Below are 19,645 nucleotides of genomic sequence, written 5' to 3' on the forward strand. Positions count from 1 at the left end.
CTCCGTCATTTTTATCGGCGCACCTTTCAGCGTATCGTTCCTTACTGGCCGTCCTCCGGCTGGGCCGGGGCGGGGGCCGCCTCCTGGGGCCGCTCCGCCGGGGCGGGGCCTTGGAGCACGATGGTCTTATCCGCGCCGCCCGCCAGCCTGCCGCCCAGCATACCCGCCACCAGGGACTTCACGTCGATGCCCATGCCCTGGGTGATGCCCTCGGTGACCTGGGTGGTGCCGGTGATGATGTCCGCCAGCAGCTTCGCGCTGTTCCCCTCGCCGTACATGGTGATCTTGTCCACCTTGGACAGCGGCTCCGCCACGTGCTTGGCGATCTCGGGCAGGGCCTGCATCACCATCTCGATGACGGCGGCCTCGCCGTACTTCTTCATGGCCTCCGCCTTCTTGTCGATGCCCTCGGCCTCCGCCAACGCCTTGGCCCGGATGGACTCGGCCTCCGCCTTGCCCACGGCGGCGATACCCTCTGCCTCCTGCTCCCGGGCGTACTTCTGGGCCTGGGCGATCTTCATCTCCGCCTCGGCCTTCTGCTCCTGCTCGTAGCGGGCGGCCTCCGCGTCCTTCTGACGCTTGAACAGGTCGGCCTCCGCCTCCTGCTGCTGGCGGTAGCGTTCCGCGTCCGCCTTGGCCCGTATGTCCGCCTCCAGCCGCTGCTTCTGCACCTCAACCTCGGCCTGCCGCAGCTCCGCCTCCCGCTGGGTCTTGGCGATCTCGGCGTTGACGGTGGCCGTCTCGATGCTCTTGCGCTGCTCCTGGCTCTGGATCTCGTAGGCGGCGTCCGCCTCCGCCTTCTTGCCGTCCGCCAGGATCTTCAGCTCCGCCCGGCGGATCTCCAGCTCGGTCTGCTTCTGTGCGATCTGGGTGTCCGCCTGCACCCGGGCCTCGTTGGACTCCCGCTCCGCCTGGGCCTGGGCGATGGCAATGTCCCGGTCGGCCTGGGCCTTGGCGATGGCGGCGTTCTTCTTGATCAGGCTGGTGTTGTCCGCGCCCAGGTCCTTGATGAGGCCGTTCTCGTCGGTGACGTTCTGGATGTTGCAGGAGAGAATCTCAATGCCCAGCTTGTCCATGTCCTTGCTGGCCTTCTGCATCACCTGGTCGGAGAAGGAGTCCCGGTCCGTGTTGATCTCCTTGAGGGACAGCGTGCCGATGATCTCCCGCATATTGCCCTGGAGGGAGTCCTGCAGGTCCCGGGTGATCTCGTCCGGCTTCTTGTTCAGGAAGTTCTTGGCCGCCAGCTTGATGCCGTCGGCGTGGGGGGAAATGCGGACCTTGGCCACGGCGTCCACATTGACGTTGATAAAGTCGCTGGTGGGGACGGACTGTTCCGTTTTGATGTCCACGGTCATCTGGCCCAAATACAGCCGGTCCATACGCTCCAAGAAGGGGACGCGGATTCCGGCGCGGCCAATGAGCACCTTGCTCTCCTTCTTGAGACCGGAGATGATGTAGGCCTGATCGGGCGGGGCCTTCACATAGCCTGTCAGTATGATGACAAGCACCGCCAAAACGATCACGATCACGGGAAGCAGGGACAAAATGGTATCCAGCATAAGAACTCCTCCTTTCAAATTTGACAAACCGTCTTTATATAAAAACAGGCCGAAACAACAGCCTCCGGCAAGCTGCGGTGGCGCCGCCTCATGGCTGAGCTGCTTTCCCGGCGAGTTGGGATATGCCCTTACGCCTCCGGCCGCATGCCGTCCGTCAGGTCTCCCCGCATGGCGGCGAGGCGCTCCAGAGCGGCGACCTCCGCCTCCAGGCTCCGCTGGCTGAGTTCCCGCCGGGCCTGGGCGCCTCCGGCGATCACCTGGGACAGCACGTTGACCGTCCGCAGGCAGAGGGCGGCCTTTGCGCCGGGGTCCCCGCCGTCCTGCTCCGCCTGCCGCAGCTCCCGCAGGGTGAGTTCCAGCGTCTGGAGGTAGTGAAGCTCCAGGCGGGTCTTCGTCCGGCTGTCCAGAGCGCCGTAATGCCGGAGGACCTGCGCCTCCAGGCTGTCCAGAGCCGTCCGTACATAGGGAGTCTCGATGGAGGCCGCGGCCTGCCGGAGCCGGGCCTGAATGGCCTGGGCGCTTCCGTGCCTGGGGGCGGAGGAGCACAAAAAGCGCTGCATCACAGGCGAAAGCGCCTCCAGCGCCCGGGACACGGCGTCAAGCCGCTGTTCGTAGGGCTCCAGAGCGGCGATGTCCCCGCCGGACCAGGACTTCATTGTGGGAATCAGGGTGCGGGCGATGTCCCGGACCTCCTCCGCGGCGGAGGCGAGGCCCTCCAGATACTCGTCCAGCACGCTCAAATCCCGATCCTTCAGGGTTTCGGCGTTCCGGGCGGAAAACAGGGACCGGACGGCGCCGGAAACCTCCGCCGCCTGGTCCTTGAGCTTGTCGCCGCAGAGCAGCCGGATGCGCTCCATGGGGAGTCCCGTGATGGAGGCGGGAATCGCGGTGTGGACGGCGGTCAGCGACCGCCGGATTTCGCCGCACAGAGCCTCCAGCCGTTCCCGCGTCTGTGCCAGCGGTTCCTCCTCGGGCGGCGGCGGTTTCCAGCTGTTCTCAGCGCCGCAGGGGGCGGCGGTGATCTCGAAAGGAATCCGCTTCTCCCGTCCGACCTTAGTGGCAAAAATGGTAAAGGCGGTGGTCATGCTCAGTCCCATCTCCCTGCAAGCCTGTTCCATGCTTCTCTTGATGCCTTCGTCTATGCGAAAGTTTACCATAACTTGTGCCATGAGAGCCAACTCCTTTCAGCACAAATATATTATATCATTCGTAAAGCAAAATGCAACAGATATCTTTACAAATTTCCAATTTTTTTAGAAACGGAAAAAGGCCGGGACCAAATCCGGTCCCGGCCTTCGCGTCCATGTGCTTCATGGTTCATATCGGATGTGCGGATCCGCACTTACTTGTTCGCCTCATTGCGCAATTCGCGGCGGAGCTGGCTCAACTCCTGAAACCGGATGCTGACAAGGCTCTGGAACCATCCAAACATACGAATCGCCTCCTTTTCACTCGTGATTGTGCTCTAAAGAATAGCACATTTTGAACAGAAGTCCAGCGGTAAAGTGACGGTTTCTCCGGAGGTGGGAGAGGAATTTTTGTTGACACGCACAAAACGCTGGTGCAAGATTTGTGCAATAGGCACAATTACGGCTTTTGAGGCGGATTTGCCTCCCGGATGTTCTCAAAAGGAGAAAACGGCGGGAGAGGGAAATCATTTCCGCATTTGGCCCTGGACGGCAGCGGGGGGTTACAGGGGTCTCCGGTCCCCAATCCGCCGCCCTCGGGAGAGGAGAAACCGGGCGCGCCGGCCAAGACGCGCCCGGTTTCCGATGGCGGCCTCAGGCGTCAGACGCCCAGCGTGTCCGCGATGAAATCACGCAGATGGATGGGGGAGAGCTCCGCGCGGTTGCAGCGCCGCGCCAGGGCGGCGGCAAAGGCCCGGTCCGTGGTGACGTCCGGCACGTAGGCCAGCCGCTCTCTCCCGCGGGAGGTGTGCCGGAGGGCCATGATCCCAAAGGAGCGGTAGCGGCCGAGGTCGGGGACGTCGCGGTGTTCTTCAACAAGAACGTATTGAATTTTGTAAAAATACAGTATGATCACCCGGCTCCATAAAAACAACTCTGGCGTACGAATAACGCCGCCAGTCCAGCTTTTGTCCGCAGCGGCTGCAAAAGGCCATGTACTCCCGCTCCATGGTGGCCCCGCACCGGGGGCAGACGGGGTAGGACGGTCCGCCGCTGCAATAAGGGAAAACGTGAATTTCCGTTACGGCTATCGGAAGGCGGTAAAGCAGCTGCTCAAAAAGCGGCAGCCGCGCGAGCCGCCGCATAGACTGCCGCGCCCGCGTCATTCCGATTCCTCCTGGGTGGTCAGCAGTTCGCGCATGGGCACCTGGAGCACCTCGCTGAGTTTGTACAGGAGGGCCGACGAGACATTTGTGTCCCTGGAACACAGGTTCCTCAGATGGCGGACGCTGATGTCCAGCTGTTCCGCCAGGGGCTCCTGCTTCAGCGCCTGGCCTTTCATCTCCTTGCATAGCTTTTCATGATCCAATAACGCAGGCATATGCTTTACCTCCTTGTGTTTATCATAGGAGGCGAGGGGCGCGATTTCCAGGAAGCGGAGTTCCGTTTGGGATGAAAAATGGAAAATTTTGTCGAAAAAAGAGGCGAGCCTGCCGACACAGGCTCGCAGGAAGCGCGGAGGATATGCGGTTGTAAGCTGGGTTTACGCGGATGCAGGGGAATCCGGAGCAGCGGGAAGAACGCGGCTTAGAGTTCCGGTACGGTGTACTCGTTGGTGGTGTAGGTCTTGGAATCCGAACCGCCGTCCCGCTCCGCGTACATGGTCAGCACGGCGTAATAGGTTTCGCCGACTGTCGCGTTGAAGGTGAAGTGACTCAAGTGGCCCAAAGCGTCCTCTCTCAGCAGGCCGTTGCTTGTAGATCCCCGGACCGTAGCCACATGGGTGCCGCTGGTTTTGTAAATCTCTATCCTTTTAACACCCACATATTCAGAAATCCGTGTAGCTACAACATTATAGTCTATATCAAAGCCTGGCGAACTGCTTGAAGAGGTTCTACCCATAGTAGCGCCATAACTGCTTAAATAAAGACTTGCGCGGGGGTCAATTTCATCTGCGGCCACTCCCTGACAGCAGAATGCTAATAAAAGGATGAGACATACAAAAAGACTAGGGATTCTCTTTATGTGGCGCATGGAAGCCTATCCTCCTATTGAATTGATGATATGCTTTAAGTCTTCTGACGAGAGGTCTCCAGAAATTGTTATAATGGTTTGAAGATTGGAGTAAATTGCGCGCTGACCATCCAGGTTTGACATAATGTAGAACAATCTGCCATTAGATAAGTACTCTTCAACTTTTAATGAGCTTTTCTCAAAGGAATTCGCAAGAACATTATCGACATCAAATTGTTGCTGGACGACTATATTGAAAATGTTTTTGCCGCAAGAAAAGCTGCATTGAACCATGGAACTGGTTTTATCTGTAACCACATCAATATCTTGCACCAGCTCCGTCCCCTCCGGATACCAGGCCGGGGCCGGGATGGTGACGCCGCAGCTGTCAAAGGCATCCTGCACCGCCAGGCGGAGGACTTCCGAGTCCGTACCTCCCAGGTCCGCCGCGGAGGCGGAAGTGAAGTGGAAGGTCTCGTCGGTCCACCGTGCCAGCGCGCCGAAGACGTCGACGCCCAGAGCCTGGGCGGCGATCATGCCGAAGACGGCCACCGCCACTACGGCGGCCAGGGCCAGCATTCGCTTCAGCGGCCGCCCGCGCCCGGCTGGTTTGACCGGAGTGTCTCCAATTTCGGAATCTCTCGTTGGATATAGTGAACGGCCCTCGCCGTCCGGGGTGTTGAAATACCGCTGGAAGTCCTCCCACGCCTGACCGGCGTCGGAAAGGAGTCCAGTGGGATTCCGTTTCTCTCTCTCTTCGATTACCTCCAGAATACGAAAGGTCAGACCGGCGTTCCCCTCTTCCGGGGAATCGAAGTCCGCCCGCAGCAGGTTGAGCAGCTGCTCCGTGCTCAGCCTGTCCAAAAATTCGTACGCTTGAGTGTTGCCATCGGTTGGCATCCCCGCACCTCCTTACTTATATATGGCCGCAGAATGAAAAATCTGACATAAAATTTTGAAAAAATTTTTTGGGGCCCTCCATGGGGCCAAACTCCCCGGCTGGGAGACGGCGGCCCCGCCGTCTACATCCTGTATTCCGGGAACTGCTCGTCCAGCGTTTCCCGGATGCGCTGCATGCGTTTCTGGCTGGTCCAGACGGTGATGTCCAGCTCCTTGGCGACCTGGTAATGGGTGTATCCCTCCAGCGCGCGGAGCTGAAACAGTTTCCAATCGCTGGGGGAGAGAATGTCCTGCACCCGCTGCAAAATCATGTCCATGGTCAAGGGGAAGAAATTGGCGGCGGCCAGGTTGGGCGGGAGGCTCTCCAGGGATGTGAAGAGGCGGAGCCGCCTGCCGCTGTCCCGCTTGTACTGGCGGATTTTGTTCTTCAGAATTTCCATCAGGCAGGCGTCCGGGGCCTCATGCTCCCGGAGCAGGTCGGCCCGCAGCAGCGCGGTGAGAAAGGTGTCCTGCACGACTTCTTCCGCCACGAAGCGGTCGTGTACTTGGGCGACGGCGTAAATTTGCAGCTTGTTGAAGTTGCGGGAAAATAAGTCCTCGAAAAACGAATCCTTCTTTGCCAACAAGACCAAACCCTCCTTGGCTGTATTTCCATATCGGAAGCGCGCCGGAAAGCGCCGCCGGGGGCGGCGTCTGCCTGGAGCGGATGACGCTCTCCGGGCGAAAAAGTGTGGAAATTATACCATGGATTTGAAAATACCGCAATATTTTTCCAGAAAGCGGAAAAGCGGGAGGGCTGGTTTTTCCCCGGCGGCGGGGCGCGGAAGGAACGAAAAAAGGGTCCGCAAACCATTGAATTTCAACAGCTCGCGGGCCCCTGCCGGCGGAAGACGGGGAGCGCCTCTTCGGCGCTCATGCCTCCGCTTCCTCCTGGAGGAAGGCGTCGTCAGGCGCCTCGGTGAGGAACAGGTCCTCGGTCTCCCGCTGGGCCAGCTTCAAGATTCGTTTGGCGTTTCCGAAATTCTGCCTCTCCAGCTGTTGGAGCGCGTCGGTGATGGAGTTAAACAGCATGGTGTAGAGCTTTTGATAGTTTTCCATATGTCTTATTCTCTCCTTCATACACATTGTTATAGTTTTACAGATATCTACATAATATATAAATAATGAATCTAAATATGCGAAATGTCAAGAAGGTATATTCTTGTTACAATAACTCTCAAAGGGGAGAGGCGCATGGATGAGATCAAAAGCATCGTTAGATACCGCATTGGAGAATATGGTAAGGTGATTGTGAAGCTGGCAAAGGTTGTCGACAGCCGGGGAATTACACGTAATCGTCTGGCAACTTTGACAGGCGTCCAATATTCCATTATTGACCGCTATTATAAAGGAAAGCGAATTGAAATGGTGGACCTGGACTTTCTGGCGAAGGTCTGCTATGTGCTGGACTGCCGGATCGACGACCTGCTGGAATACCGGAAGCCGGAGGAAACAGGCGAGGTCCCCGAATAGGGGACCTCGTCCGCTCATTTTTGAAAGCTGCCGCCGCCGCTGTCCTCCGGCTTCGCCGTGCCGAAGGCGATGGCCCCGCCGCCGTACTTCCGCCGGATGCCGTCCATGGCGGCCTCCAGCCGTTCCTGCCGCTCCCGGCCTTCTCCGGCGGCGAAGAGGTTTGTCTGCTCATAGGTCTCGCTCTCCGGCGTCAGGTAAATGGCCGTCACCGTCAGGGCCCGGATGGGGCTTGGCGGCTGCCACAGCTCCTCCGTCAGCGCCAGGGCGGCGGCGGAGATGTCCCGAATCAGATGGGTGGGGGCGGACAGCTGGCGCTGGCGGGAGCGGTCGCGAAAGGCCGGGTCCCGGACGGTGACGTGGACCCCTCCGGCGTAGAGCCCCGCCCGGCGGAGGCGGCTGGCCACGCTGTCCGCCAGCAGGGCGATTCCCGCCGTCACCTGGGCCCGGGTGGTGAGGTTTTTGGGGAAGGTGGAGCCGTTTCCAACGGACTTCACCGTCTCCGGCTCGTGGCGGGAGCGCACCGGCTCCCGGTCCAGGCCGTTGGCGTAGTCGTGGAGCTGGCCCCCCAGCTTGCCCATCAGGTCCTCCAGCATGGACCGGGGGCAGGCCGCCAGCTGGCCGATGGTCCGGACGCCATACTGCCCCAGGAGCTTCCGCGCCGCGTCCCCCACGTAGAGCATGTCCCCCGCCGGAAGGGGCCAGACCATCTCTTTCCAGCTCTCCCGGGAGATGACGGTGGTGGCGTCGGGTTTTTTATAGTCGCTGCCCAGCTTGGCGAAGACCTTGTTGAAGGAGACCCCCACGGAGAGTGTCAGCCCCAGCTCCCGCCGCACCCGCTCGCGGAGGGTGTCCGCCAAAGCCGCGCCGTCCATGCCGAAGAGATGGAGGGTGTGGGTCACGTCCAGCCAGCTCTCGTCGATGCCGAAGGGCTCCGCCAGGTCGGTGTATTCGTCGTAAATGGCGTTGACCTTCTGGGAGTACTCCCGGTAGAGCTGGTGGTGAGGCGGCAGGAGAATCAGCTCCGGACACTTCTTCCTCGCCTGCCAGATGGTCTCCGCCGTCTGAACGCCGAAGCGCTTGGCGGGGTCGTTCTTGGCCAGAATGATCCCGTGGCGGGAGGAGGGGTCCCCGCAGACGGCCACGGGGAGCTTGCGGAGCTCCGGGCGGCGCAAAAGCTCCACCGAGGCGTAGAAGCTGTTCAGGTCGCAGTGGAGCACGACGCGGTCCATGGGGCGGCCTCCTTCCGGTTTGAGTGGCTTTATCATAGCACATCCGTTCGGCTTTGAAAAGAAAAAATTAGGGCTTGCATTTTCCCCGCCGCCGTCGTATACTAGCCTCAGGAAACGAAACTGAATACTTTGTCTTCAGGGCGGGGCGCAATTCCCCACTGGCGGTACAGTCCGCGACCGGAGGCCGTTTTTCGGCCCCCGCTGACCCGGTGAAACTCCGGGACCAACAGTTACAGTCTGGATGGAAGAAGATGAGTGCGGCTTGGCCGCGCGCAGTCTGCGCGCTTCTTTGCTGCTTGTTCACCTTGGAGAAGTCAAAGGATCCAGGGTGTTTTCAAGTATGTAAAGGAGTGTTTTTTCATGTCCAACTTCGAATCCAACGCCGTCTCCGCCGCCCGTCCCCGGGTCACTGTCAAGACCGTCACGTCCCTTGCCATGCTCACCGCGCTGACCTACCTGGCCATGCTCATCAGCAACCTGCTGCCCAAGGTGGCGGGCTTCCTGCAAATGGAGATCAAGGGCACCGTCATTGCCATCGGCGGCTTCCTCTTCGGCCCCCTGTCCGCCGCCGTCATTTCCATCGTGGTGGCGTTTATCGAGATGTTCACCGTCAGCGACACGGGCATCATCGGCTGCGTCATGAACCTGCTGGCGGCCTGCGCCTTCGCCTGCCCCGCCGCGTTTCTTTACCAGAAGATGCGCTCCCGGAAGGGCGCGGTTATCGGCCTCAGCGTGGGCATCGTCACGTTGACGGTGGTGATGCTCCTGTGGAACTACCTCATTACCCCCATTTACATGCACATGGACCGTTCCGTCGTGGCCGCCATGCTGCCCACGGTCTTCCTCCCCTTCAACCTGGTGAAGGGCGGGCTGAACATGGCCCTGACCCTGATTCTCTACAAGCCCGTGGTCACCGCCCTGCGAAAGGCCCGGCTGGCCCCCGAGCGGGAGGGAATGGCCTCCGGCGGGGACCGCTTTGACGCGGGCTTCCTGCTGTTCTCCCTGGCGCTGCTGGTCACCTTCGCCCTGCTGGTGCTGGTGCTGGCGGGGAAAATCTGAGGATACGGCCGCAAAGGGCAGAGCATCCTTTTTAAAGAAAAGGCTTGCGAAGAGGTGGGCCAATGGCGATGTATACGGACCTTGCGGTCTTGCAGGAGAAATACCGGAAGATCATGGCGCGGATCTGCTGGCGGTGTGCAAGGGCTATCCCAAAGACAAGAAATACGTGCTGGGGGGTGCGGCCCTTCCGCACCTATGCCCACGGTCTTTACTGCCTTGCCCGGCTTCTGCTGCCAGAGGACAAATTTCAGGCCCTCGAAATGCCGAAATACAACAATTTCCTTCCTGCATTCGCCCTGTGCGGCGGGAGCATTGCCATATAGACCGGTCTCTCCCATGGGCATGTTCTTCGAACGTGTCATAGCGGGGTTACACAGGAGAAAAGGGCAAGGCAAACCACGCGGTTTGCCTTGCCCTTGACTTTTTGACAAGGTCTGATTCTTCCGGTTCCGCCCGTTTTAGCCAAAACAGGAAAATATTTCAAAAAAAGTCGAAAGCTGTGACAAAAGCTACTTGTATTTTCTGGAAGGGTTTGTTATCATAGTAAAATTAAGCGGAAGGGGGGCACGTTGTTTTGGTCATTCACGAATCCGCAGAAGACTATCTGGAATCCATACTCATCATCCAGGAGCAGTCCGGGCAGGTCCGCTCCATCGACGTGGTGAACAAGCTGGGGTATTCCAAGCCCAGCGTCAGCATCGCCATGAAAAAGCTGCGGGAGAGCGGCTATATCACCATGGCCGGGGACGGGAACATCAGCTTGACCGAAAGTGGCATGGAAATTGCCAGCCGCATCTATCGCCGTCACAGGACCATCACCCGGCTCTTTGAGCTGATGGGCGTCTCCCCGGAACAGGCCGCGCTGGACGCCTGCAAGGTGGAGCATGACCTCAGCGAAGAGACCTTCGCGCGCATCTGCGCCTATGTGGAGGACCGGCCCCAGTAATCCAGGTCCGGCCAGCGGCCCAGGCGGATGGGAGATTTCCGGCATTTTGTCCAAAAAATGCCGGAAAACTTCTATGCCATGGGGCTTGTATTCCCGAGAAGTTTTCGATACAATGATACATACTAAGCAAGGATGGATGGCTGCAACGGAGTGCCGCGCGCACGGGCCCGCACCTGTCTTTCCATGCGGGGCCGATGGGTGTTTCAAATCCAAGTGGATTTGGGGCGCCTTTCTTTTTATCCAAAAATTCTATATTAAGGAGGAATTTCACCATGATCCTGCTGGCAAACGGCAAGCTCATCACACGGAACCCCGAGGGCGCGGGTTTCCTGCCCGACGGCGGCGTTGTCACCGACGGAGGCAAAATCGTGGAGGTCGGCGAGACCGCCGCGCTGAAGGCGAAGTACCCCCAGGCCGAGTTCGTGGACGCCAGAGGCGGCGTCATTATGCCCGGTCTCATCAACGCCCACACCCACATCTATTCCGCCCTGGCGAGGGGGCTCTCCATCAACGGCTACGCGCCCACCAATTTCTTTGAGGTGCTGGACGGCCAGTGGTGGTACATTGACCGCCACCTGGACCTGGCGGCCACCCGGGCCAGCGCCCAGGCCCTGGTCATCGACTCCATCAAGCAGGGCGTCACCACCATCTTCGACCATCACGCCTCCTTCTGCGAGATTCCCGGCTCCCTGATGAAGATTGCCGAGGTCACGCAGGAGATGGGCATGCGGGCCTGCCTGTGCTATGAGGTCAGCGACCGGGACGGGGAGGAGAAGTCCATCCAGTCTGTCCAGGAGAACCAGGATTTCATCGACTACTGCGATAGCCACCCCAGCGACATGCTCAAGGCCATGTTCGGCGGGCACGCCCTCTTCACCATCTCCGACAAGACCTTTGACCGCATGAACGCCGCAAACGCCGGCCGGGTGGGCTATCACATCCATGTGTCCGAGGGCATGAACGACGTCTATGATTCCCTCCAGAACTACGGCCGCCGTCCGGTCCAGCGGCTCCAGGACCACGGGATTCTCGGCCCCAAGACCATTCTGGGCCACTGCATCCACGTGAACACCGCGGAGATGGACATCATCAAGGCCACGGACACCATGTGCGTCAACAACCCCGAGAGCAACATGGGAAATGCCGTGGGCTGCTCCCCGGTGCTTCAGCTCTATAAAAAGGGCATCCTGGTGGGCCTGGGCACCGACGCCTACACCAACGACATGCTGGAGAGCATCAAGGCGGCCCTGACCATCCAGCGGCACAACGCCTGCCTCCCCGGCGTGGCCTGGTGCGAGGTGACGGACATGCTCTTCAAGAACAACGCCAAGATGGCAATGCGGGCCGGGTTCCCGGAGATGGGCGTTTTGAAGGCCGGGGCTGCGGCGGATGTGATCGTCATGGACTACAAGCCCTTCACGCCGTTCTCCGACGCCAACATTGACGGGCACATGCTCTTCGGCATGACGGGCCGCCAGTGCCAGACCACCATGATCAACGGCAAGATTCTGATGAAGGACCGGGTTCTCACGGAGATGGATGAGGAGGCTGTCAACGCCCGGATTCTGGAGGTCTCCAAGAAGCTGTGGGGGACGCTGAACCACTGCGAATATTAAAGAGGGGACTTCGCCCCCCTTTAGATTTCCCCGCCAGTCTGCGGACCGGTGGGCGCGCCCAAGGCGCGCAGGTCGAGGGATTTTTGTGACGCGCATGTCGCCGCAAACATGATTTCATATATTCTAAGGAGGAAAACCAAATGTCCGAATTGATGACCCCCATTCCATTCCGGGAACTGATGACCTGGGTGACCGCCGAGTACCAGAAGGAGGGCACCGTCTTCGGCGTTCATAAACCCTATCAGGCGGGCGTGAAGACCCTGCCCATCTTCGGCGAGAAGATCGAGACCCCCTTCGGTCCCGCCGCCGGTCCCAACACCCAGCTGGCCCAGAACATCATCGCCAGCTACTTCGCCGGCGCCCGCTTTTTCGAGCTGAAAACCGTCCAGAAGATGGACGGCGCGGACCTGGCCGCCTGCATCAACCGCCCCTGCATTCTGGCGGAGGACGAGTGCTACAACTGCGAGTGGTCCACGGAGCTCTACGTCCGGCAGGCTTTTGAGGAGTATGTGAAAGCCTGGTGCGCCTGCAAGATCATGGCCAAGGTCTATGGCCTGGGCGATCCCAACGCCTTTGTCTTCAACATGTCCGTGGGCTATGACCTGGCGGGCATCCAGGGCGAGAAGGTGGACGGCTTCCTCAGCGGCATGACGGACGCCTCCCAGACCCCCATTTTCCAGGAGTGCATCCGCGTCCTCAAGGAGTTCTTCCCCGCCGAGGAGTCCTTCATCGACGCCATTACACCCCATATCTCCGGCAGCGTCACCCTCTCCACCCTCCACGGCTGCCCGCCGGACGAGATCGAGCGGATTGCCAGCTATCTCATCGAGAAGAAGAAGCTCCACACCTTCGTCAAGTGCAACCCCACTATCCTGGGCTATGAGACCGCCCGGTCCATTCTGGACGGCATGGGCTATGACTATATCGCCTTCGACGACCATCATTTCAAGGAGGACCTCCAGTACGAGGACGCCGTGCCCATGTTCCGCCGCCTCCAGGCCCTGGCGGACAAGACCGGCGTGGAGTTCGGCCTGAAGCTCTCCAACACCTTCCCCGTGGACGTGAAGGCCGGGGAGCTGCCCAGCGAAGAGATGTATATGGCGGGCAAGTCCCTCTTCCCCCTGACCACCACTATGGCGGCCCGAATTTCCCGGGAGTTCGGCGGCCGCATGCGCATCAGCTACGCCGGCGGCGCCGACGCGCTGAACATCGACAAGCTCTTCTCCCTGGGCATCTGGCCCATCACCATGGCGACGACGGAGCTGAAGCCCGGCGGCTACCAGCGCTTCGTCCAGATCGGCGGCAAGCTGGACACCCTGGAGTTCCGGCCCTTTGCCGGCGTGGATGTGGAGGGCATCGAGGCTCTGGCCCTGGCGGCCCGGTCCGACAAGTACCACGTCAAGGCCGTGAAGCCCGCCCCCCGGCGGAAGCTCTATGAAAAGGTGCCGCTGCTGGACTGCTTCACCGCCCCCTGCAAGGGCGGCTGCCCCATCGGCCAGGACATCCCGGAGTATATCGAGCTCTGCCGGAAGGGGGAGTACGCCTCCGCCCTGCGGCTCATCGCCGAGAAGAACCCCCTGCCCTTCATCACCGGCACCATCTGCGCCCACAACTGCCAGACCAAGTGCACCCGGAACTATTATGAGGACTCCGTCCAGATTCGGGCCACCAAGCTGGTGGCCGCCCAGCGGGGCTATGACGAATATATGTCCAAGCTGGATGCCCCCGTCCCGGCGGACGGCGGCAGGAAGGTTGCCGTCGTCGGCGGCGGCCCCGCGGGCATGGCGGCGGCCTATTTCGTGGGCCGGGCGGGCATCCCCGCCACCATCTTTGAAAAGACCGGTAAGCTGGGCGGCGTCGTCCGCCAGGTCATTCCCGGCTTCCGCATCTCAGACGAGGCCATCGACAAGGACGCGGCGCTGGTGGCCAGGATGGGCGCGGAAATCCGGCTGAACACCCCCGCTCCCTCCGTGGCCGAACTGAAGGCCCAGGGCTATACCCACATCTTCTTTGCCGTGGGCGCCTGGAAGGCGGGGCGGCTGGACATCCCCGGCAACGTGGTCCCCGTCATCGGCTGGCTGAAGGACATGAAGGCCGGGAAGGACATCCCCCTGGGCAACGTGGCCGTGGTGGGCGGCGGCAACACCGCCATGGACGCCGCCCGGGCGGCTCTCCGGGCCGGGGCGCGGTCCAGCACCCTGGTGTACCGCCGGACGAAGAAGTATATGCCCGCTGACGCCGAGGAGCTGGAGCTGGCCATCGCCGACGGTGTGAACTTCCTGGAGCTGGTGGCTCCCGTGGAGCAGAAGGACGGCAAGCTCCGCTGCGAGAAAATGAAGCTGGGCGAGCCCGATGAGAAGGGCCGCCGGAAGCCGGAGCCCACCGGCGAGTTTGTGGAGATTGACTGCGACACCGTCGTCTCCGCCGTGGGCGAAAAGGTGGAGAGCGAGCTTTTCACCGCCAACGGCATTGAGGTTGACGCCAAGGGTCTGCCGGACTTCAAGACCAATGTGGAGGGCGTTTACGCCGGCGGCGACGCCATGCGGGGCCCCGCCACGGTGGTGGAGGGCATTGCCGACGCCCAGGCCTTTGCCAACGCGGTGATCGGGGAGGCCCATAAGTTTGTCATCCCCGCCAAGGCCGTGGCCTCCCGGGCGGACGCCATCGCCAAGAAGGGCGTCCTCTGCGCGTCCGCCAAGTGCGAGGGGGACCGGTGCCTCACCTGCAACGTGGTGTGCCAGGTCTGCGCCGACGTGTGCCCCAACCGGGCCAATGTGGTGATCGAGCTGCCCGACGGACGGCATGAGATTCTCCACGTGGACCGGATGTGCAACGAGTGCGGCAACTGCGCCATCTTTTGCCCCTATGACTCCGCTCCCTACCGGGATAAATTCACGCTCTTCAAGACCCGGGAGGGCTTTGACGAGAGTGTGAACAACCAGGGCTTCCTGCCCCTGGGCGGCGGCAAGGTGCTGGTCCGGCTGGACGGAAAGGTTTTCGAGGCGGATTTGAACGCCAAAAACGATCTGCCCGCCGGGATTGAGGTGTTCATCCTCACGGTGCTGAACAAGTACGCCTATCTGCTGGGATAAAAATGCGCGAGGGGGCCGGGATTTCCCGGCCTCCTCCGTTTTTGCTCATACCGTCCATATAATTTTGGAGCCGCTGGAGCGGCGGAGTTTCAACCGGTCCGAATGGCGGTTCCCCATAACATACCAATTATTTTCTATGACTTCAGGTTTAAAAACACGTTCTATGCGGGGCAGGAATGTAAATTTTGCTCTGGACATATGCTCAAAAGGGCGGTGTTTCCAATACGTACCAAGGGATTCATGCAGAAAAAGGGCTTGCAAAAATTGCCTTTCCTCAGTATAATTGGGAGGGTGGCTGCATGCCATTTTTGAATTCTAACAAACAGATGGAGTTAGACAGCTATGAAAAAGAACGAGTTCTCAAGAAGAGGTCCGGAAGAAAAACAGACCCGTATCGGCAAGAAGGTAGGCAATGTGGTCGTCATCATGCAGATGATATCCGTTGTGTTCGCGGTGGGCATGTGCGTGATTATGTTTCGCTCTTTGGCAACGAGTATGCTGGAACAGCGCTGTACCAACGGCACGAACATGCTCGATTATGTTCTGAGCCAAACAGACGGTACAGACGAAATCAACCAGCTGCTGGATGGGCTGAAAAGCCGCATGGGTTGTGAGTTTACCGTTTTTGAGGGGAATACGCGGGCCTACACCACCGTGGTCCAAAACGGAGAGCGGGCCGTGGGCACTACGCTGTCCCCCGAGTTGTCCGAGATTGTGTTGCAGCAGGGACGAAGCTATGTGGGCAGGGCCACCATCCTGGATGAGGAATACCTGTGTTCCTATGTTCCCACCAGGGACGCCGCCGGAGCAGTCAACGGCCTTATATTTGCCGGGATTTCCTCTGCGGAAGCCAACCATCAGATTTTTATGACGATCATCTGGTCCTCCTTGGTGAGCCTTGGCGTCATCGTTGTAAGCATCTTTTTCCTGTCGGCGTATCTGAAAAAAACCGTCTCCTCTCCTCTGGCTGAGATTACCCGGGTGGCCGGCCGCCTGGAACAGGGAAACCTGGGCCTGACCGGCGGCGGGGAGAGCGGCATCGCCGTCCGCTCCAATGACGAGATTGGTCAGTTAGCCCTTATTTTCGAGAAAACGATCCAGCGTCTTCGCGCTTACATCGGAGAGATTTCTTCCATACTGGATTCCGTCGCCGCCGGGGACTTGACGGCTTCCGCCCAGCAGGAATACGTGGGAGATTTTATGTCTATCAAGGCTTCCCTGGACAGCATTCAGTCGAAGCTCCATGATACCATGAGCCAGATCCGTGAGAGCGCCGAGCAGGTGTCCGCCGGGGCTGAGCAGGTGTCGAATGGCGCCCAAGCTTTGGCCCAGGGCGCCACCGAGCAGGCCAGTTCTGTGGAGGAGCTCTCCGCCACGATCAGCAATATTTCCGAAAACGCCAAGCGGACCGCCCAGGCCACTGAGGAAGCCGGCCAGTTTGTGGAGCAGGCAGGCGGTCAGCTGGGCGTCAGCGTGGAATACGTCAAACAGCTCAACACGGCGATGAGAAAGATTTCCAGCTCTTCCGAGGAAATCAGTAAGATCATTGCCACCATTGAGAACATTGCTTTCCAGACAAATATTTTGGCATTGAACGCCGCTGTGGAGGCGGCTCGGGCTGGAACGGCCGGAAAGGGCTTCGCCGTGGTTGCCGACGAGGTCCGCAACCTGGCCAACCGGTCCGACGAGGCCGCCAAGGCCACCAAGGACCTGATTGAAAGTTCCATTGCCGCCGTGACCGAGGGCAGCACCGTTGTGGATGAGGTAACCCAAGCCTTGGAGCGCACCAGCGTCAGCGCCGGGGGCGTGACGTCTCAGATGTCCATCGTGGTGGAAGCGGTGGAAAAGCAGACCGCCGCCATCAACCAGGTTACCGAGGGCATTGACCAGATTGCCAGTGTGGTGCAGACCAACTCCGCCACCAGCGAGGAGAGCGCCGCCGCCAGTCAGGAGCTTTCCTCCCAGGCCAACCTCCTCAAAAGTTTGGTAGCGGCCTTCCGTTTGAGATGAGGACCGGAAGAGAAGACGCGTGTATGCCGAAGGGCGCGGCGATTCATTTGCCCTGGCAGGACTAAGAAACGTACATCTTGTTCATCAACGCAAAGCGCAAGACCTGCAAGCCGTTGGACTTCAACGGTTTGCGGGTTTTTCTCTGCGGGTTTCACCCGCTTGGCAGCGGGTGGCGTACACCGCTTTGGATGTTCGGGCTTCCGCCTGCCGGCTCTGCTTCACGGTGTTCGTTCCTCGTGCCGGCTTTCCTTGAAAGGCCACTGCCGCCGCGGGCTGTTCATAATCTTTTTACGCATTCAATTACCCTGAATGCCCGTCGGTTGATATTGACACATTTGGCGGTTTCCGGTATAATAAGAGCTTATGATGTTCCGTGTAAATCTTGTAGGAGGGAGACAACAGCGTGAAACAGTTTTTCGGTATGAGTCAAAGGGGAAATCTGGAGGAGGCGCTTCAGGGCCTTCACAGTCCTCAGTTTATTATGCTGTTATCAAACGATGCCCAGTTTGAAGATCACGTGAAGGCCCTTGAAAAGCGGTATCCTGGTGTGCCCAGCATCGGCTGCATTGGCATGAGCTATCAAACCAGGATTGTGGAGCAGGGCGTGGGCGTGATCGCGTTTTTTGACGGCGTGACCGCCGCCGCCAACGTGCTGGAGGAGGTATCCTCCATGCCGGTGAAGTACATCCAGCGTCTGGAGCGGGACATGCAGAAGGTGGGCGGCTCCAACGGCGATACGGTCTGCATCGATTTCTGCGCCGGAAACGACGCCTGCGTGCTGACCACGATTTACACCGCTCTGCGGAAACGGGGCATCTCTCTGGTGGGGGGGACCGGCGACAAGGGAAAGGTCTCCGCCAACGGACGGGTGTATCAGGATGCGGTGGCCTATGGTCTGGTCCGGAATCAGAACGGCCGGGTCAAGACTTATAAGGAGAATATCTATCATCAGCTGGGGGACTACCGCTTCATCGCCTCCGACACGGACCGGGCCAATTACATACTGGGTTCCCTGAACGGTAAGCCGGCCAAGCAGGTTTACAAGAGCCTTCTCCACGTGACGGACGAGGAGATTCTGACCCGGACCTTCCAGAACCCCTTCGGCAAGCTCAACGGGGACGACACCTGCATCATCTCGATTAAAGAGGTCAACGGCAACGCGCTGGCCTGCTTCCGCCAGGTCAACGACTCCGACGTGCTGATTCTGCTGGAGCTGGGGGATTACCAGGCCATTACGAGGGATACCATTCAGAAAATCTGCCGGGAGTTCCCCCGCCGCTCGGCCGTCTTCTCGGTGAACTGCCTGTTCCGCTACAAGCTGTTCTCGGAGCGGGGCTATATGCAGACCTATCTGCAGGAGATGGCGTCTCTGGGAAGCCATACGGGTTTTGTGGGCTATGGAGAGCATTACAACAACCGCTTTGTCAACCAGTCCATGACCTGCGTGGTGTTTGAGTGAAGGAGGAATCGGCGATGCTGTTTAAGGGAAAAGACCGGCGGACGCCGGAGCAGGTCCGGGAGGAAACGGGGCTCTATCCGGTGCTGCATGTGGCGGACAGCCTGAAAGAGTACCAGAAGGAAATGGTGAAAAAGGAAGTCGCCTCCCTTTGGGAACTGAGCATGGTGGGCAAGTCCTTTTCCGGCGTGCTGAAAGAGGCGGATCAGTTCCAGGCGAAATTGCAGGAGATGGGACAGTCCTTTTCCAACATCAACCAGACGGCGGGGGAGTTCGCCCAGGTACGGGGCGAGATCGCCCTGGCGGTGCGGGAGGCGCAGAGCCAGATGAAGGAGCTGGGGCAGTCCTCCGCGCGGGTACGGGAGTCCTATGAGCAGATGGCGGATATTTTCGCCCAGCTTCAGTCCGCCATTCGGGAGATTCAGCAGTGCATGGGAAAGATCGTGTCCATCGCCGACCAGACGAACATTCTGGCCATCAACGCCTCCATCGAGGCGGCCCGGGCTGGTACCGAGGGCCGGGGCTTCGCGGTGGTGGCCGCCCAGGTCAAGGAGCTGGCGAAGGAGATCAAGGTGCTGGCCGGAGAGGTGAATACCGGCGTGGGAGACGTGGAAAGCCGCGCCGGAGAGCTCAGCGAGAGCATCCAGGGCTCCCAGCAGACGCTGGGGCAGAGCGCGGGCATCGTGAGCCAGGCGGACGAGAGCTTCCGCCGTATCACCGACGCCGCCGAGGGGTCCTCGGCCGTGCAGTCGGAGATCTCCGGCGTGATCGACGCCGCGCAGGGAGAGCTGCAGGTGCTCTGCCAGTTCTTTGACCAGATCAAGGACCAGTATCAGGAGGTGGTCCGGCACATCGACAGCGCCAGCCGCCTGGGCACCACCAAGAGCGCCATGTTTGAGGATATGGACAACATGATCTCCCAGATTCCGCCCCTGGTGAAGGACGCGGAGGACGGACGCTGAGGCGTCCCCCTCCGGAGACGGGCGCGGGAATATGGCAAGCAGACATTCCCTGTCCGGCAGGGGACCCGCCCGCGGGTTTCCCGGCCGGGCGGGGATTTTTCCGCCCTGGGGAGGCGGGGCCTTTACAGATTTTGTCTTGAAATGCGGCGCGTTCTCTGATATAG

17 protein-coding genes and 1 riboswitch are annotated in these 19,645 nt (G+C 59.9%); of the genes, 8 read left to right on the plus strand and 9 right to left on the minus strand.

Annotated elements, in window-relative coordinates; all coding sequences use genetic code 11:
• Positions 1-41 precede the first annotated feature (41 nt).
• The 8 genes from QZ329_RS03385 to QZ329_RS03420 all read right to left on the minus strand — a co-directional run bounded on the left by QZ329_RS03385 (position 42) and on the right by QZ329_RS03420 (position 6,697).
• Entirely contained in the window at positions 42-1,559 is a 1,518-nt protein-coding gene (locus QZ329_RS03385) for a flotillin family protein (RefSeq protein ID WP_295748321.1), read from the minus strand.
• A gap of 128 nt (positions 1,560-1,687) precedes the next feature.
• Positions 1,688-2,728: a type II toxin-antitoxin system RelB/DinJ family antitoxin gene (locus QZ329_RS15565; protein ID WP_365351352.1), complete on the minus strand. Its 1,041-nt coding sequence runs from the start codon at positions 2,726-2,728 to the stop codon at positions 1,688-1,690.
• Positions 2,729-3,347: 619 nt separating this feature from the next.
• Positions 3,348-3,602, minus strand: a complete 255-nt coding sequence (locus QZ329_RS03395) for a DUF6514 family protein (RefSeq protein WP_295748323.1) — start codon at positions 3,600-3,602, stop codon at positions 3,348-3,350.
• Positions 3,603-3,848: 246 nt separating this feature from the next.
• A complete protein-coding gene (locus tag QZ329_RS03400) occupies positions 3,849-4,067 on the minus strand; it encodes a helix-turn-helix domain-containing protein (RefSeq protein WP_295748325.1) in 219 nt (72 codons plus the stop codon).
• 206 nt (positions 4,068-4,273) lie between these two features.
• Entirely contained in the window at positions 4,274-4,510 is a 237-nt protein-coding gene (locus QZ329_RS03405) for a hypothetical protein (protein WP_295748327.1), read from the minus strand.
• Between the two features lie 216 nt (positions 4,511-4,726).
• A complete protein-coding gene (locus tag QZ329_RS03410; protein ID WP_295748329.1) occupies positions 4,727-5,599 on the minus strand; it encodes a DUF4367 domain-containing protein in 873 nt (290 codons plus the stop codon).
• Positions 5,600-5,721: 122 nt separating this feature from the next.
• Positions 5,722-6,225, minus strand: coding sequence for an RNA polymerase sigma factor (locus QZ329_RS03415; protein ID WP_295748331.1), 504 nt, complete (start codon positions 6,223-6,225; stop codon positions 5,722-5,724).
• A 286-nt stretch (positions 6,226-6,511) separates the two neighbouring features.
• Entirely contained in the window at positions 6,512-6,697 is a 186-nt protein-coding gene (locus QZ329_RS03420) for a hypothetical protein (protein ID WP_295748333.1), read from the minus strand.
• A 135-nt stretch (positions 6,698-6,832) separates the two neighbouring features.
• On the opposite strand from QZ329_RS03420, the gene QZ329_RS03425 reads away from it, so the two are divergent.
• On the plus strand, positions 6,833-7,111 hold the full coding sequence (locus QZ329_RS03425) for a helix-turn-helix transcriptional regulator (protein WP_295748335.1): 279 nt from the start codon (positions 6,833-6,835) through the stop codon (positions 7,109-7,111).
• 14 nt (positions 7,112-7,125) lie between these two features.
• On the opposite strand, the gene QZ329_RS03430 is transcribed toward QZ329_RS03425, so the two are convergent.
• Positions 7,126-8,340, minus strand: coding sequence for a DNA polymerase IV (locus tag QZ329_RS03430; protein WP_295748337.1), 1,215 nt, complete (start codon positions 8,338-8,340; stop codon positions 7,126-7,128).
• Positions 8,341-8,467: 127 nt separating this feature from the next.
• A riboswitch (FMN riboswitch) is annotated at positions 8,468-8,597 on the plus strand.
• A gap of 103 nt (positions 8,598-8,700) precedes the next feature.
• Between QZ329_RS03430 and QZ329_RS03435 the strand changes: the two genes are divergently transcribed.
• From QZ329_RS03435 to QZ329_RS03465, 7 genes are all read left to right on the plus strand, one after another.
• Positions 8,701-9,399, plus strand: a complete 699-nt coding sequence (locus QZ329_RS03435) for an ECF transporter S component (protein WP_295748339.1) — start codon at positions 8,701-8,703, stop codon at positions 9,397-9,399.
• A 574-nt stretch (positions 9,400-9,973) separates the two neighbouring features.
• A complete protein-coding gene (locus tag QZ329_RS03440) occupies positions 9,974-10,345 on the plus strand; it encodes a metal-dependent transcriptional regulator (RefSeq protein ID WP_295748341.1) in 372 nt (123 codons plus the stop codon).
• Positions 10,346-10,617: 272 nt separating this feature from the next.
• The gene (gene ssnA / locus QZ329_RS03445; protein ID WP_295748343.1) at positions 10,618-11,961 is read left to right on the plus strand and encodes a putative aminohydrolase SsnA; all 1,344 of its coding nucleotides are present in this window, start codon (positions 10,618-10,620) and stop codon (positions 11,959-11,961) included.
• A gap of 140 nt (positions 11,962-12,101) precedes the next feature.
• On the plus strand, positions 12,102-15,053 hold the full coding sequence (gene ygfK, locus QZ329_RS03450) for a putative selenate reductase subunit YgfK (RefSeq protein ID WP_295748344.1): 2,952 nt from the start codon (positions 12,102-12,104) through the stop codon (positions 15,051-15,053).
• A gap of 342 nt (positions 15,054-15,395) precedes the next feature.
• Positions 15,396-17,063, plus strand: coding sequence for a methyl-accepting chemotaxis protein (locus QZ329_RS03455; RefSeq protein ID WP_295748346.1), 1,668 nt, complete (start codon positions 15,396-15,398; stop codon positions 17,061-17,063).
• A gap of 403 nt (positions 17,064-17,466) precedes the next feature.
• Entirely contained in the window at positions 17,467-18,522 is a 1,056-nt protein-coding gene (locus QZ329_RS03460; protein WP_295748348.1) for an FIST N-terminal domain-containing protein, read from the plus strand.
• 14 nt (positions 18,523-18,536) lie between these two features.
• On the plus strand, positions 18,537-19,481 hold the full coding sequence (locus QZ329_RS03465) for a methyl-accepting chemotaxis protein (RefSeq protein WP_295748350.1): 945 nt from the start codon (positions 18,537-18,539) through the stop codon (positions 19,479-19,481).
• Positions 19,482-19,645: the final 164 nt, after the last annotated feature.

The sequence above is a fragment of the uncultured Oscillibacter sp. genome (genome assembly GCF_910579365.1).
Classification (GTDB): domain Bacteria; phylum Bacillota; class Clostridia; order Oscillospirales; family Oscillospiraceae; genus Oscillibacter.